The organism is Fluviicola taffensis DSM 16823, from assembly GCF_943372375.1.
Lineage (GTDB): Bacteria > Bacteroidota > Bacteroidia > Flavobacteriales_D > Crocinitomicaceae > Fluviicola > Fluviicola taffensis_A.
In genome coordinates, this window is record NZ_CALRYJ010000001.1 from 255,101 (window position 1) to 269,447 (window position 14,347).

The window sequence follows — 14,347 nt, forward strand, 5'->3', positions numbered from 1 at the left end:
TTAGAAATTCACTCCTTTAAATTGTTTCAGGAAACGCACGTCATTCTCCGAATAAAGTCTCAAATCGTTTACTCTGAACTTTAATTGGGCGATCCGTTCAATTCCCATTCCGAAGGCAAACCCGGTATAGACCTCCGAATCAATTCCGGAAGCTTCCAATACATTCGGATCAACCATTCCACATCCCAAAATTTCCAACCAACCCGTGTATTTACACACATTGCATCCTTTTGAATTACAAATAGTACAAGAAACATCTACCTCTGCACTTGGCTCAGTAAAGGGGAAATAAGATGGTCGAAGTCGGATCTTTGCCTTGTCTCCAAATAAGGATTTCGCAAAATAATCGAGTGTTTGCTTCAAATCGGCGAATGAAACGTTTTTATCAATGTATAACCCTTCTACCTGGTGGAAAAAACAGTGTGCACGAGCTGAAATTGCTTCATTGCGGTAAACTCTTCCCGGAGAAATAGTTCGAATCGGAGGAGTTGAAGATTCCATTACACGAACCTGAACGGAAGAAGTATGTGTTCTCAACGCCATTTCGCGTTCACCTTTCTCAATGAAAAAGGTATCTTGCATATCTCTCGCAGGATGCTCCGGCGGGAAATTCAACGCGGAGAAATTATGCCAGTCGTCTTCAATTTCCGGACCTTCCGAAACCGAATAACCGATGCGTTCAAAAATGGCAATGATCTCACTGCGAACAATCGAAAGCGGATGTCTTGCTCCCAAAAGAATCGGTTCAGCAGGTCTGGTAACATCCACATCTGAATCGGCTCCCTGAATCGTTTCCAGATTTTCTTTGGAAACCATCCATTTTTCTTCAGCCAGGATTCGCAAACCATTCAAAAGTTGTCCAACTTCCTTCTTTTCCTCATTTGGAACGTTCTTCAATTCACCAAAAAGATTTTTCAATTCTCCTTTGGAACCCAAAAAGTGAATCCGGAATGCTTCGACAGAATTGAGGTCTGTTACGGCATAATTTTCAATAGCTTCCTTAGCTGCAGCGATTTGCTCTTTCATTCTTCTTTTACAACCTTTTTACTTTCTAAACGTCTTTCTAAAAAAATATTACCAGAAATGTAACTTTTTCTTTTAATTTGATGTTTAAAAACATACTTTTTCAAGCAACGAAGTTACGAAATTGTGGAGAATCAGATTATAATCCCAAAAAGATTATATTTACAACGAAAAAAAACAACACTATGAACAAAATGGTACGTAACATTGGATATTTTTCTTTGATTTCAATACTTATTGTATTGTCTTCCTGTAAGAAAGATCCTTCTGTATTAAAGGTTTTTGTGCGTTCAAACAGCAATGAATTGGTTAATAATGCGAAGGTTGTCATTATCGGGGATGTAAACTCTGATCCTGCGACACCTGCTTATGTAGATACGGTTCAAACGAACTCATCCGGTTTTGCATACTTCGACATGGAAGACTTTTTTAGCAAATTAGGTAAGAAAGAGACGACAGGTTACTTTGATGTACTGGCAAAAATTGATACAAGACAAGGATCGGGATATATTCGCTGCCGAGCGCGTATCACCAATGTGATCACAATTAATCTTGAACCTTAATACTCTAAAACACCGAATAACATGAATACAATTATTAAATCTGCATTTTTCGGAGCACTTATTATTGGTATGGGCGTCATTTTCTCTTCTACTGGTTGCAGAAAGAAAAAAGACACCATTGCTTATATTTATGTTCTTGATGCTCAAAACGCACGAGTAGCAGGAGCAGAAGTTGTGCTGAAAGGCGAATCAACGGTTCAAAATTCACCACCGGTTGTTCTTTTTGACACAGCATATAGTGATGGTTCCGGAGTTGCTACTTTCAACTTCAATGATGTATACCAATTAGGACAAGCTGGAGTAGCTGTCTTGAATATCGAAGCTAGAAAAGATGCGCTTTCAGGTGAAGCGATTATCAAAATAGAACAGGAAAAAGAAAACGAAGAGACTGTATTTATCCAGTAACTCCTCATTCCCATAATTTTAGACCCTGACTCCCGTTTGTACGGGACGTCAGGGTTTTTTATTCATGCAAAATTCAAAAAGGAACATCCGCAACGCACTTTTATTCATTTGAAAAGGGAGCTTCTCTTTTTATGTTGGAAATTGGAGCTATAAAACAAGTGTACTATGTTATCACGTTCAATTTTGACTTTAGCTATCGGAGCAACGTTAATCGGTATCGGTTCTTGCAGAAAGAAAGAAGATACGATTGCGAAGATCTATGTGCTGGATTCAACCAATAGCCGTGTAGCCGGTGCAACGGTGGAACTAATAGGTGAAGAGACCCCAGGTTCTACCGGTCATGGATCAATCAGAGATCCGAAAGTAACAACGACCAATGAGCAGGGTGAAGCCACATTCAATTACAACGATATCTATCAGTTGGGGCAATGTGGTGTAGCCGTATTTAAAATAAAAGCAAGCTTGGGTGGTGCCGTGGGAAACGGCATCATCAAAGTTGAGCAAGAAGAAACATCTGAGGAAACGGTTTTTATTTAACCAATCTATTTTATCAAAAAAAAGTCGGGGCGAAAAATTTTTCGCCCCGACTTTTTTTTATTCTGTTAACTCATATTTGTACTTCTTCCCTTTTTGAATCGCGGGAATACCTTCCTTCAACCACAAGGGTTCCGGTTTATTCAACAAATAGAAATCAAAAAACTGACGCATTCGGATACTGAGGTCCATTCTATTCGCCGGCTTCATCAAGTTGTGATCATCCCCATTGTAGTTCAGGAGCCAAACAGGTTTTTGAAGTCTGCGCAAACCGGTGTACAGTTCGATTCCCTGGTACCATGGAACTGCCCCGTCTTCATCGTTATGCATGATCAGCAAAGGCGTTTTCACCTTTGGCAAGCCGAAGATCGGGCTATTCTCCACATACAGCTCCGGTGAATCCCAAATTGTTTTTCCGATCCTGCTTTGAGAATGCTCGTATTGAAACTGCCTGCTGTATCCGGAACCCCAACGGATTCCGCCATAAGCTGAAAACATATTTCCAACCGGAGCCCCAGCCATTGCCGCTGCGAAACGGTCTGTCATGGTGATCAATTGTGCTGTTTGGTATCCACCCCAACTTTGACCTTGCAGACCCATTCTTTTCGAATCCACATTCGAATAGTTCTTTAAAACGGCATCTGTTCCACTCAAAATACAATCGTACGCACTATTTGCGGGATGACCGGCTACGTAACGGATATTCGGAATGAAGACCACGTATCCTGCAGAAGCATATTCTGTTGGATAAATAATGGAAGCCGTTGGTTTTGGAGCATAGTGATTGTGAATATCATCCGAATACATTTCGTAGTAATAAACCAATAAGGGATATTCCTGATTCACATCAAAATTTTCAGGTTTATACACCAGGCCTTCCAATGGAATTCCGGAATAACTCGTCCATTTGATCAATTCCACGGTAGACCAATTGTATTGACTTTGCTGAGGATTCGCCCGGGAAATTTGAGCTATTTCAGCTCCCGGTCTGGTTGTCGCGAATAAATCCGGGAAATCACTATTGGAAGAACGGTTGAAAATGAGCTGATCTGCCTTTTTCGCCTTTAAAAAATTAAAATAGTGATGATTCGACCCCGAGATCAATTCAAAGTTCGGATTGGAGAAAGAACCTTTCACCCGGTAGACATCCATCATTTTGCTTAGCTTACTGAAACGTGTCAAGATCGTGCTTTCCGGATAATAGCGCACGGAATCCGGATTCAGATTGAATAATGAATAGGTATAATTGGTATCCATATCGGAATTCTGCAAGATAGAAGTGATAGAACGCACCGTCTTTGAGGCAATATCATACGACAAGATATCCTTATCCGACTGAATAAACAGATTCCCGTCGTTTGGTCCCCAACCAATTATTCCTTGTGGCTCATCGTCCTCTATCATTCCGTTTTTATCCTCAAAGAAATTTCCTTTCCAACTGCATGTGAGACATTCCTCTATCTGGGAATCTACATCCATCAAATAATAATTCTTTGCGCGTTCATTCCAAAACACAAACTGTTTTCCACCTGGAGACAAGAAGCCTCTCGTAAATGTTCGTTCTCTCAATGTGCTGATTTTCCCATCCGAAACCCGGATCAGGTAATAATTGGTCGGATTGATCGTATGCCAGGTTGCATAACGGTACATGGCATCGCAATTCGCCAAAAGGACTTGTTGGTCGAATCTTTCAGTTGACTGAACAAACAAGCTGTCATTTCCGAGCACCACTGCCTGTCCGGAATTCAAATGATAAACCGCCAAATTGGTTCTGCTTTGGTCTCTTTTCAATTCAACCAATTGCTGAGGCTGCAGGCGGTCATCTTTCCAATGCCACAAATCCACTTTTGATTTTTCACTTTCCAGTAAACTGTCTTTGACCGGTTTTTCAGGTCTGTCGGCAACTCCGAAAAAGACATCTGTATCATTGTTATTCAAATACGGTTTGAAATTGGACGATAATACCTCCTCATTTGCGAATTGCATGGAAGTATCAATCAATTGTTTGAATTCCTTGGTATCCGGTCGAATGACAAATAAGGACCACCGTTTATTGCTTGCTGTATCCACAGTAGCCAACCCAAGCAGCGAATTATTCTTTCCGGAGAAATTGATTCCCGCGTATTCCGAAACACGTTTCTTGTCCATCCAGACTTCTTTCTTCGAGAAATCATAAATCCCCAAACGGACGGAATCCTTTTTAAACTTTTCCTGTTGCACGAAAACGGTGTAATTTCCGTCCTTACTGAGTTCAAACTGGGTAACATTTTTAAAACACTTTTTCTGCTTGGAAATCGGATCGATCAAGGTGAGCAATTTCCCATCCGTCTTGATCTTTCCTTTTTTCTTCTCGTGCTTTTGTTCCTTTTTTGCTTCACCCTTCGTCAAATAACCTTTCGGCCATTCATTCCTGGTAGAAAGAAAGGCAAGTGCATTCCCTTTTTCAGACAATTTGAATTCTTTCACCTGATCGAATTTCACCAGCGAATCGTTTTGAACAAACCAGATTCCCAATGAATCTTTCGGCCATTTGTCCTTATTCACTTTTGCCAACTCGGCTTTCCTCAACGTATCGAATCCGGGATGAATTTTAAAGACAATATAATTTCCGGTTTCATCAAATTTGGGCTCATATCCGCGTGCAACCGAATCCTTTTTCCCCGACGCCAAATTCACCAAATACAAATACCCATCACCCCGGTAAGGTTTGATGGAATAAACACTAAACCTTCCATCTTGAGAAAGTTGTACATCCCCTATTCTATTCCAGGAATTATACACCTCCGGACCAAGAATTTTCTTCTGCCCAAAAGCATTTACTCCCAAAATTAGCGCGATTAAAACACTGAGTCCAACTGATACTTTCATGAAATCCGGATATTTTTAAACTAAAGGTTAAATATAAATACTTAATTTGTGACAGAAATAATAAAACAATGATTCAGCGAAAAGGAATATTCGTTCTACTATATATGCTTTGGGTATTTCAATTTTCCGCATTTTCCTTTGAAATTCCGAAATCCAACCTGGATTCCAAGAATGTTTGTTCTACGCGACCTGCATCCGTCATTGAATTATTCAACATCATCGATCCGGTAGAAAAAACGGATGATGCAACCGATCTGAACGGAAAAAAAGCAGGTAATTCGGATAAAAAAGCAATCGCAGGAGATAGTATCACGGTATTGAAACTTTTAAAGGAAGCACAACCCATTGCCCATTCCGATTACAAGAAAGCGTTCAAACTGACCACCAAAGCGATGCAAATTGCCGAAGGAACCAAAGACAAGGAACTCATCGGAAGAGCGCAAAACACCATGGGGAACTTGTATTGGTTTTCCGGAGATTACAATCACGCTTCGGAATATTATATCAACGCACTCAAGAATTTCCAAAAGACCAAAAACACGGGGCAAATTGCCGAATGTTATCGAAACATCGGGTGGATTTATCTTGGTCAAAAGAAATACGATCTGTCTGAAGAATACTTATTGAAATCGTTGCAACTGAACATTAAAATTGATGATAAGGAACGTATCATTATCAACTACGATGATTTGGCAAACTTGTATCTGACTTCCAAGCAATATGAAAAAGGACTGAAATCGTGTGAGAAGTCCATCGAACTAGCAAAAAACAGCCAACGTATTGATGCAATCGGAACTATTCATATTACAACGGGTCTTTTAAACTATGACTTAAATCGCTTACCTGAAGCAGAAAAAGAGTACAATGCCGGAATTGCGATTCTGTCAAAAGTTGACAACGAATCCTACAATTTATGTTTGGGTTATCTGGGTTTAGGAAAAGTGAAGAACCGACAATCCAAATCATCAGAAGCACTTCCCTTATTCGAGAAAGCCATTTCACTTGCCAAAGCACATAATTTTCCTCCCGAACTCGCCGAAGGATATTATCTGGCAGCCAAAATCTATCGGTCTCAAAAAAAATTAGACAAGGCTTTTGAATACATGGAGCTTTACTCAGAAACCAATGATTCTGTCAATGCCCGGAACAACCGCGATTACATTCAGGAAATGGGTGCGAAACTGGAGTATGAACAAAACAAACTTCAAATAAAGAACCTGGAGCAGGAACAAAAGTTGTCGGATGCTGAACTGGATCGCGAACGCAACTTCAAGATCTTTCTCTTCGTCGTCATTTTCTTTTTATTTCTTCTCGGATTCTTTATCTATCGTTCCTTTTTGCGGAAGAAGAAAGACAATGAATTGATTGCAAGGGCTTATCTGGAAATTGAGATCAAGAACAAGGATATTTCAGACAGTATCGAATATGCCTTGCAAATCCAACAAGCGAGATTGCCTCAAATCAAATCCATCCAGGACTGCTTCCCGGAATTTTTCGTGATGTACCTTCCAAGGGATATCGTGAGTGGCGATTTCTATTGGTTCACCGAAACGGAAAATGGCAAAAAGATCTTCGCAGTTTCGGATTGTACAGGACATGGAATTCCCGGAGCCTTCATGAGTATGATGGGAATTGACGGTTTGAATTATGCCATCCTTGAAAAACGCATTGAAAGTTCGTCCCAGATCCTGAATCATGTCAATAAGTTCATCATTGAATCCTTGAAACAAGATTCAGCAGATACCATTAAGAATAAAGATGGGATGGACACGGCAATCTGTATTTTTGAAAAAGATCTGAGCAGTGTAAAATATGCAGGAGCTAACAGACCTCTGTGGTTGATCCGCGACAAGGAACTGATTCAATATTCACCCGATAAAATGTCTATCGGAGGGAACAATTATTCCGATTACGAATTCAATGAAATCACCATTCCACTTCAAAAAGGGGATTCCATCTACTTGTTCTCTGACGGATATCCCGATCAGTTCGGTGGTGAACGAAACAAGAAATTCATGACCAAAAATCTCAAGCAATTGCTGTTGGCGATTAATCACCTTTCTGCCAAAGAACAGGAAGAAATCCTTCAGACAAGTTTACAGAACTGGAAAGGATCCTTTCCGCAAATCGATGATATCATCCTAGTAGGAATCAAACTTTAATCTTATGAAAATCACGCTCGTTGTTTTGTTGTTCTTTTTTACAACTCAATTATCAGCTCAACACGGTCCGGTATTTCCACAACCGATAAAACTGGAACAAACTACTACCAAATTCGTGTTCAATGGTCGATTGACAGTAGATGAGACGCAAATTCCGAAGGATCTGTTTCCTTATTTTCAGGAATTATTCGGGAGACAATTCATCCACCTGGAAGCAGTTCCCTCTAAACAGGCAACGATCCGCTTGAATCGGATCCAGACCTTTGTTTATACCGAAGGCTACAACTTGACTGTCTCCAATTCCGGAATTGACATTCAATACAGCAATGACGAAAGTTTGCGCAATGCATTCCAAACCCTGAACCAATTGATACAAAACCCCAGAGAACTTGCCGGAGTAACTGTTTCGGATCAACCCGCGTTTTCCTACCGGGGTGTTCACCTGGATTGCAGCCGTCACTTCTTTACCATCAACGAATTGAAAAAGTTTATCGATCAGATGGCTAAGCTGAAATTCAATCGTTTTCACTGGCATTTGACGGACGACCAAGGCTGGAGAATTGAAATCAAGAAATACCCGAAACTTACAAGCGTCGGAGCTTGGAGAGATAGTACTTTAATCGGTCATTTTAGTAAACAACCAGTTGAATACGACCATCAAAAATACGGCGGATTCTATACACAGGAAGAAGCAAAAGAATTAGTCCGGTTTGCACAAATCCGCGGGATTGAAATCATTCCGGAAATCGAAATGCCGGGACATGCGCGAGCTGCATTGGCTGCTTATCCTGAACTGAGCTGCACCGGACAACAACTTCCGGTGGTCGGAACCTGGGGAGTATTTGATGAAGTATTCTGCAGTCAGGAAAAAACGCGGTCGTTCCTGAAAGATGTCTTGGACGAGGTGATGGAAATCTTTCCTTCGCATGTCATTCATATCGGTGGTGACGAATGCCCGAAGGTGAATTGGGAGAAATGTCCTAAATGCAAGTCAATCATGACCGAAAACAAGTTGAAAACAAGCCATGAACTTCAAAGCTTCTTCATCCGGGACATCGAGAAGCACGTCAATGAAAAGGGAAAAGTGATCATTGGTTGGGATGAAATCCTGGAAGGTGGTTTGGCTCCAAATGCACAAGTGATGTCCTGGCAAGGAGTGGAAGGTGGAATTGCAGCCGCAAAACAAAAACACTCGGTTGTCATGACTCCGACTTCCTATTGTTATTTCGATTATTATCAAAGCGGACACCCATCAGAACCATTGGCTATCGGCGGGTATTTACCCCTGGAAAAGGTATATCAGTTCAATCCTGTAAACCGATTGGAAGAGGAGTATAAGCAATACATCCTGGGTGGACAGGCCAATCTCTGGACCGAATATTTACCAAACATTCAGGCGGTTGAATACAACGCATTTCCGCGATTGGTTGCCATGGCGGAAGTATTGTGGAATAAAAGTAAAGTTCCTTACTCCGATTTTGTAGAAGCACTTTCAAATTACTATCTGCCGCAACTGCGAAATGACGGAGTTCGTTTTTCCACTTCCTTTTTAGATCCGAAACTGGAAATCAGACCTTATAAAACCGGAATCAGTTATGGTCTGATCAAACCAGTCAATGAGGTCGTTTTTTCATTGAACAACGAACTAGTAACCGGAATTAATATCGAAAGAACACCGCAAGTTCAGGAACACCGTTATTTGATCCATTCCAATATTGGCGACCAGGAACTCCGTGTTTGTGATTATACCTTTACTTCACATTTGGCATTGGGGAAATCGGTGAAATTTGATACCCAACCACATGAAAAATACAATCACAACGGAAATCTGGGATTGACTGATGGTGTTATCGGTGGAATTCCGTGGAAAGGAGATCAATGGTTAGGATTCAATGAAGATACCATCCAATTTACCTTGGATCTGGAAGAGGTTACCAAGTTCAATCACCTTCAGATAGGAACCTTAAACGATCCCGGATCCTGGATCTACCGACCCGAACGGTTTCAGATTCAGACCAGTTCCAATGGAAAAAAATTCAAAAACGTCGCTAAATCAAAAATGAATGGAGACCTCATCGAAGTAAAGAAGAAAATGAAAGCACGTTACGTCAGAGTACTCATTTACAGCAAGGAATTGATTCCTCCGGGGCAAACCGGTGCCGGTTTCACTCCATGGACCTTTATTAACGAACTAATCTTATCGCGATGAAAATAGAAATTTGTGTTGGCACCCTGGAGGCCGCAAGAATCGTTAGTAAACTTCCAATAGACCGCATCGAAACCTGTGTTGCGCTGGAACAGGGTGGATTAACTCCATCAAAAGCGATGGTCAACTGGATCCAAAACACCTTTGACCTGGAACAGCATGTGCTCATTCGTTTAAAAGCGGGTGGGTTTGTTTACAACTACGACGAAATCGTGGTGATGCGTGATCAGATCCTGGAAATGAAGGATACCGGAATCAAAGGATTGGTTGTGGGGGCTTTGACGAAAGATTTCAAATTGAACGTGGAAGCTTTGGAAACCTGGAAGCGCACTGCTCCTCCCATTGATTTCACCTTTCACCGGGCATTCGATTCGATTGATGACTGGAAGACCGCAATGGACCAGCTCATAAAAATGGGTTTTAAACGGATTTTGACCAGCGGATCTGATCAAAGTGTGGCTCACGGAATAAAACGTCTGAAAGAGCTCGTTTCGTATGCAAATGGCCGGATAGAAATTATGGCTGGCGGTGGAGTGAAGGAAGAATTGATCCCGGAACTTAAAGAAACCGGTATTGACGCTGTCCATTTTTCGGGAACATCCAAAGTAAAGGTCGAATCCGGAACAGCTTTTGAAGAAACGCTCCTGCTTCCGGATGAAAATAAACTCGCTGAAATTCTGGCAACTATTCAAGGATAATTTTATGATATCGCGATATCATGAAAATTCTTCTACGACAATAAAAAAGCCCTGACACCACAATGGTATCAGGGCTTTTATAATTTTAGAATCTAAGACCTCAAGACTCGGATCTAGTCCTAAAGTCTTGAGGTCCCAATATCCTGACGTCTCTTTAATTCTTAATCAACTTGAAAGACTGGGTTGCTCCACCTACTTCGATATTCAGGAAGTAGATTCCCTGCGCTTCAGTAGAAATATCGAATGTGATTCCACTGGTTGTCTGTGGTTTTTCCTCGCGAACCATTCTTCCGGTTACGTCGCGGATCACAAATGATTTCAAATTCACTTCTTTATTGAAAGAAACCGTGATTTTTCCATTGGAAGGATTCGGGTAAACCGAAACATCCTCGAAGTTCAAATCGTCAATTCCCAAATTCGAGATAGTTACACAAGCACTTGTATCTGTACAGCCGCTTTTTGTAACGATTACTGCATAAGATCCATTTGCAGGTGCAATAAATGATTGGCTGGTAGCTCCGGCAATCACACTATTTCCTGTTCCGCAATTGATCCATTGGTATTGCGCAGTACCCTGAGCCGAAGAAATCGTCGTTCCGGCAACAGTAGTATTCAGGTTCAGTGTTGTCTGAGTAACTGTTACCGTGACACAAGTTCCTGCAGTGACACAACCTCCTTCTCCTCTTACGAAATAAGTTCCCGGAGTTGATACATTGATGGATGTTCCTGAACCGGCAGCAGTTCCACCGCATGTTCCGGAATACCATTGCCAAGCAGTTGCATCATTCAATGTTCCGGCAGTTACAGACAAGGTTGTTGAACCGGCAGGACAAATAGTCGTTGTTCCTCCAATAGTTGCAGCTGTAGGAGGCGTACAAGGAGTTGAAGGAGTATAACAGATCTCCAATCCCCATGAGCTCAATGCTCCACCATCTTGATTGACTGCATCTGAAATCGTTAAAGTCCAAGCTCCACTCATGTTTTGTCCATCAAAAGCAGACAATGCCGCTGCCGGGATGTAAAAACCTCCACCAACCGGCGGACAAGGAAGTGTTGCTGTTGAAGCCTCATCATCAAAATTCAGATTGAAATCAGCTTCATTATTACATGGATTGACCATCAAATTAACGATGGTTCCAGTAGGGCTTGTCAATTTTATAGTCAAATCACTGATGTAGGAATGTGTTCCAGCCAAGTTCACCACATTGATATCGTTGATTGTTCCTCCCGTTGCGATATTCAAAGTAGAAGTAACTGTTGGTGTTCCTGAAGCAGAAATGGTAACAGGCACATTCGTTGAATTGAATGTCATACAAGAAGCAGTTGTAAACGAGAACGTTGTTGATGCTACCGGAGCAGAACATGAATTCAATGTTTCAACTTTCCAAAAATAGGTTGTAGCCGGACTTAATAAAGTAGCCGTATATGTTGGAGAACTTAATCCTGTTGCACTTTCAACAATGTTTGTAAAGGCTGCATCTGTTGCAATCGTAATATTGAATTGCACCCCAATTCCAGCATTCGTCCAACTCATTACCGGACTTACCGGAACATTTGTTGCAACATTAGCAGGACTGGATAAAGTGGAAGCCGCCACACCAGAAGTGGAAATCAAGACCGTACCATTTGTAAAGTGTCCTCCGGAAGTGGAAGTTCCATTTACTGTCAAACTATAAGTTCCCGGTGTTGCACCTACTGTATTTGAAATGGTCATTGTTGCATTTGTTCCCGGAGTTGCCGGATTTGGAGAGAAAACCACCGTCGTTCCGGCAGGATTTCCTGTTGCAGATAAAGTAACCGGATCTGTGTAAGAACCAATTTGTCCGACAACTACCGTAAACACAGCATCTGTTCCCTGACATGCAGAAACACTTGCGTTCTGAAAATTCAAGGTGTAATCATTGGTTGCTGCAGTGATTGCGAAAACATTGTTTGAAACATCGAAGAATGTTCCGTTCTCACAGATTACCATAATAATTGCAGTTGTAGTCGCAGTATTTGGTACTGTAATTAGTTGAGATCCGTCATTCGGAACGTTATTGGCAATTACGGAAAACGTAGCACCACCATCTGTGGAAATCATGACATCCACATTCGCACAGGCAACCGGTGCAATATCCGTATTTGCTACAGACCAGGTTACAGTTTGAGTTGAATTCCCCGGCCAAGTAATTCCTGTTGCAGTTGGGTAATTTACAATGAACGGTCCAGCTGTACTAGTTGTTGTGATCACTAAATCCTCGTGATCGTTACACCCACCATTCGCTTCGTTATCCCTAACAGTACAACGGAAATTCATTGTTCTGCTCACAGTTGGAAGAACTTCCCAAGTGAAAGGTCCGTTAGACATCAAACTTGCAATAGAAGGGAAATAACGTGTTCCGCTTACAGAAGGAGTTCTTGAACGGAAATTTGGTCCGTTTGTAGACGTACCAACCGGAGGTTGCGTGGAATTTTGGTTATCCATTTGCTCCCAGCAATACGTCAATACATCTCCGTCAGGATCTGTTGCTGTTGCTGTCAAAGCGAAAGGAGTATTTGCAGGAATTGTTACACTTCCGACACTTCCCGTAATTGTTGGAGCGGATTGACTTGGGATAGCAGTTGAAACAGCGCAACTATTTCCACCTCCATTAATGAAAACATGCATTTCATTCATATTCACTCCATGGAAGTGATCATCAGAATTCGCTTGAACATTTTGTGGAGAACAAATCCCGGCATAAGCCATGATTGAACTACCGGAACCAGGTTCCATTGCAGTTGCACCATTTGCATTTCCTGAACAAGAACCGGCATTTCCTCTGAAACTATGATTCCCGGAAAACTGATGCCCCAATTCATGTGCTACATAATCAATATCGAAAGGATCACCTACAGGAGCTCCGGAACCGGTTACTCCACTTGCTTTCTGGCTATTATTGCAAACAACTCCCAAACCGGCTAGTCCACCCGAATTTGTTCCGAAAACGTGTCCCACGTCATAGTTTGCAGCACCAATGTTTGTGTTGGTATAAGTTTGGTTCTGATTGATCATCGTTCCCGGGGTTCCGTTTGTAAACGGATCCGTTCCTGAGTTTGTAAAGATCAATATGTTATTGTTCGCTATGATCGTCATTGTTACCGCCAGATCACGCATGTAAACACCGTTCACACGATTCATGGTTGTTACCTGAGCAGCTTGTGCCAATACAACTGTTCCTCCGTGGAACGTGGTGTATTCTCCGGTTGCTGACAATGCTAAACGGTAGGTGCGTTTGGTACAGTTACCAAAACTTTTCACGATACCATCTGTCGATCCTTTGATCTCAGTCGGGAATTGTTCTTCCAAATGACATGAGAAGGTTTTGTCGGTTGTAAAATCTGCTCTGGAATAAACCACATAGTTTTCTATATCACCGCCTCCAAAAGAATAGGGATCAATGAACAAGCTCGGTTTTCCCGGAATCAATGTCATGGCGTGAAACCCTTGTGGAGTCAAATCAAATTTGACAACCTCGCCGGAATTATCCATTGCAATACCATCGTAAGAACGGATTTCAGGGAATTGAGCTGCCAAACCTAAAGACATGGTTTCATTTTCATGAACCTGATAACTTCCTACAGTACCATCCGGTTTCGGAAGTTCAATAAAAACGGGGATATAATTCGGATCATCCATGCGCTTCACCTGCGATAAAACCTGATGCATGCTTGCCACATCCAATTTAAAGGTCAAGAATTTTGTTGGCTTAATGTAACGAGTCCCACTTATTGGAATCTCATTTTCTGTAATCATTTTCCAGGTACCTTTTTTCAGCTGTGTCGTCTGGGAAAACCCAATCGAACATAGCGATACACTAAGGAAAAACATACTGGAGAGTATAGCTTTTCTTTTCATAAGAGAGT

9 protein-coding genes are annotated in these 14,347 nt (G+C 41.6%); 6 read left to right on the top strand and 3 right to left on the bottom strand.

The window, feature by feature from the left end; translation table 11 throughout:
- Positions 1 to 1,026, bottom strand: coding sequence for a phenylalanine--tRNA ligase subunit alpha (pheS, locus tag AAG807_RS01110; RefSeq protein ID WP_341900023.1), 1,026 nt, complete (start codon positions 1,024 to 1,026; stop codon positions 1 to 3).
- A gap of 182 nt (positions 1,027 to 1,208) precedes the next feature.
- On the opposite strand from pheS, the gene AAG807_RS01115 reads away from it, so the two are divergent.
- The 3 genes from AAG807_RS01115 to AAG807_RS01125 all read left to right on the top strand — a co-directional run bounded on the left by AAG807_RS01115 (position 1,209) and on the right by AAG807_RS01125 (position 2,528).
- A complete protein-coding gene (locus AAG807_RS01115) occupies positions 1,209 to 1,586 on the top strand; it encodes a hypothetical protein (protein WP_341900024.1) in 378 nt (125 codons plus the stop codon).
- A gap of 21 nt (positions 1,587 to 1,607) precedes the next feature.
- Positions 1,608 to 1,991 (top strand): hypothetical protein, encoded by a 384-nt coding sequence (locus tag AAG807_RS01120; protein ID WP_341900025.1) that lies wholly within the window; start codon positions 1,608 to 1,610, stop codon positions 1,989 to 1,991.
- A gap of 165 nt (positions 1,992 to 2,156) precedes the next feature.
- Entirely contained in the window at positions 2,157 to 2,528 is a 372-nt protein-coding gene (locus AAG807_RS01125; RefSeq protein WP_341900026.1) for a hypothetical protein, read from the top strand.
- A gap of 57 nt (positions 2,529 to 2,585) precedes the next feature.
- On the opposite strand, the gene AAG807_RS01130 is transcribed toward AAG807_RS01125, so the two are convergent.
- Positions 2,586 to 5,393, bottom strand: coding sequence for a prolyl oligopeptidase family serine peptidase (locus AAG807_RS01130; RefSeq protein WP_341900027.1), 2,808 nt, complete (start codon positions 5,391 to 5,393; stop codon positions 2,586 to 2,588).
- A 68-nt stretch (positions 5,394 to 5,461) separates the two neighbouring features.
- Here AAG807_RS01130 and AAG807_RS01135 point away from each other — a divergent pair, with 68 nt between their 5' ends.
- The 3 genes from AAG807_RS01135 to AAG807_RS01145 are packed head-to-tail and all read left to right on the top strand — an operon-like array spanning position 5,462 to position 10,459.
- On the top strand, positions 5,462 to 7,555 hold the full coding sequence (locus AAG807_RS01135) for a tetratricopeptide repeat protein (RefSeq protein ID WP_341900028.1): 2,094 nt from the start codon (positions 5,462 to 5,464) through the stop codon (positions 7,553 to 7,555).
- A 4-nt stretch (positions 7,556 to 7,559) separates the two neighbouring features.
- Positions 7,560 to 9,764 (top strand): family 20 glycosylhydrolase, encoded by a 2,205-nt coding sequence (locus AAG807_RS01140; RefSeq protein WP_341900029.1) that lies wholly within the window; start codon positions 7,560 to 7,562, stop codon positions 9,762 to 9,764.
- Positions 9,761 to 10,459 carry a copper homeostasis protein CutC gene (locus AAG807_RS01145; protein WP_341900030.1) on the top strand — a complete coding sequence of 233 codons (699 nt, stop codon included), beginning with the start codon at positions 9,761 to 9,763 and terminating at the stop codon, positions 10,457 to 10,459. Before AAG807_RS01140 ends, AAG807_RS01145 begins: the two co-directional genes overlap by 4 nt.
- Before the next feature lie 154 nt (positions 10,460 to 10,613).
- On the opposite strand, the gene AAG807_RS01150 is transcribed toward AAG807_RS01145, so the two are convergent.
- Positions 10,614 to 14,339, bottom strand: a complete 3,726-nt coding sequence (locus AAG807_RS01150; RefSeq protein WP_341900031.1) for a reprolysin-like metallopeptidase — start codon at positions 14,337 to 14,339, stop codon at positions 10,614 to 10,616.
- Between the last annotated feature and the right edge of the window lie 8 nt (positions 14,340 to 14,347).

Excerpts from the sequence above, each read along its gene's own strand:
- AAG807_RS01140 (WP_341900029.1), top strand. The coding sequence starts at position 7,560 with ATGAAAATCACGCTCGTTGTTTTGTTGTTCTTTTTTACAACTCAATTA.
- AAG807_RS01120 (WP_341900025.1), top strand. The coding sequence starts at position 1,608 with ATGAATACAATTATTAAATCTGCATTTTTCGGAGCACTTATTATTGGT.
- pheS (WP_341900023.1), bottom strand. The coding sequence starts at position 1,026 with ATGAAAGAGCAAATCGCTGCAGCTAAGGAAGCTATTGAAAATTATGCC.
- AAG807_RS01150 (WP_341900031.1), bottom strand. The coding sequence starts at position 14,339 with ATGAAAAGAAAAGCTATACTCTCCAGTATGTTTTTCCTTAGTGTATCG.
- AAG807_RS01125 (WP_341900026.1), top strand. The coding sequence starts at position 2,157 with ATGTTATCACGTTCAATTTTGACTTTAGCTATCGGAGCAACGTTAATC.
- AAG807_RS01145 (WP_341900030.1), top strand. The coding sequence starts at position 9,761 with ATGAAAATAGAAATTTGTGTTGGCACCCTGGAGGCCGCAAGAATCGTT.
- AAG807_RS01115 (WP_341900024.1), top strand. The coding sequence starts at position 1,209 with ATGAACAAAATGGTACGTAACATTGGATATTTTTCTTTGATTTCAATA.
- AAG807_RS01130 (WP_341900027.1), bottom strand. The coding sequence starts at position 5,393 with ATGAAAGTATCAGTTGGACTCAGTGTTTTAATCGCGCTAATTTTGGGA.
- AAG807_RS01135 (WP_341900028.1), top strand. The coding sequence starts at position 5,462 with ATGATTCAGCGAAAAGGAATATTCGTTCTACTATATATGCTTTGGGTA.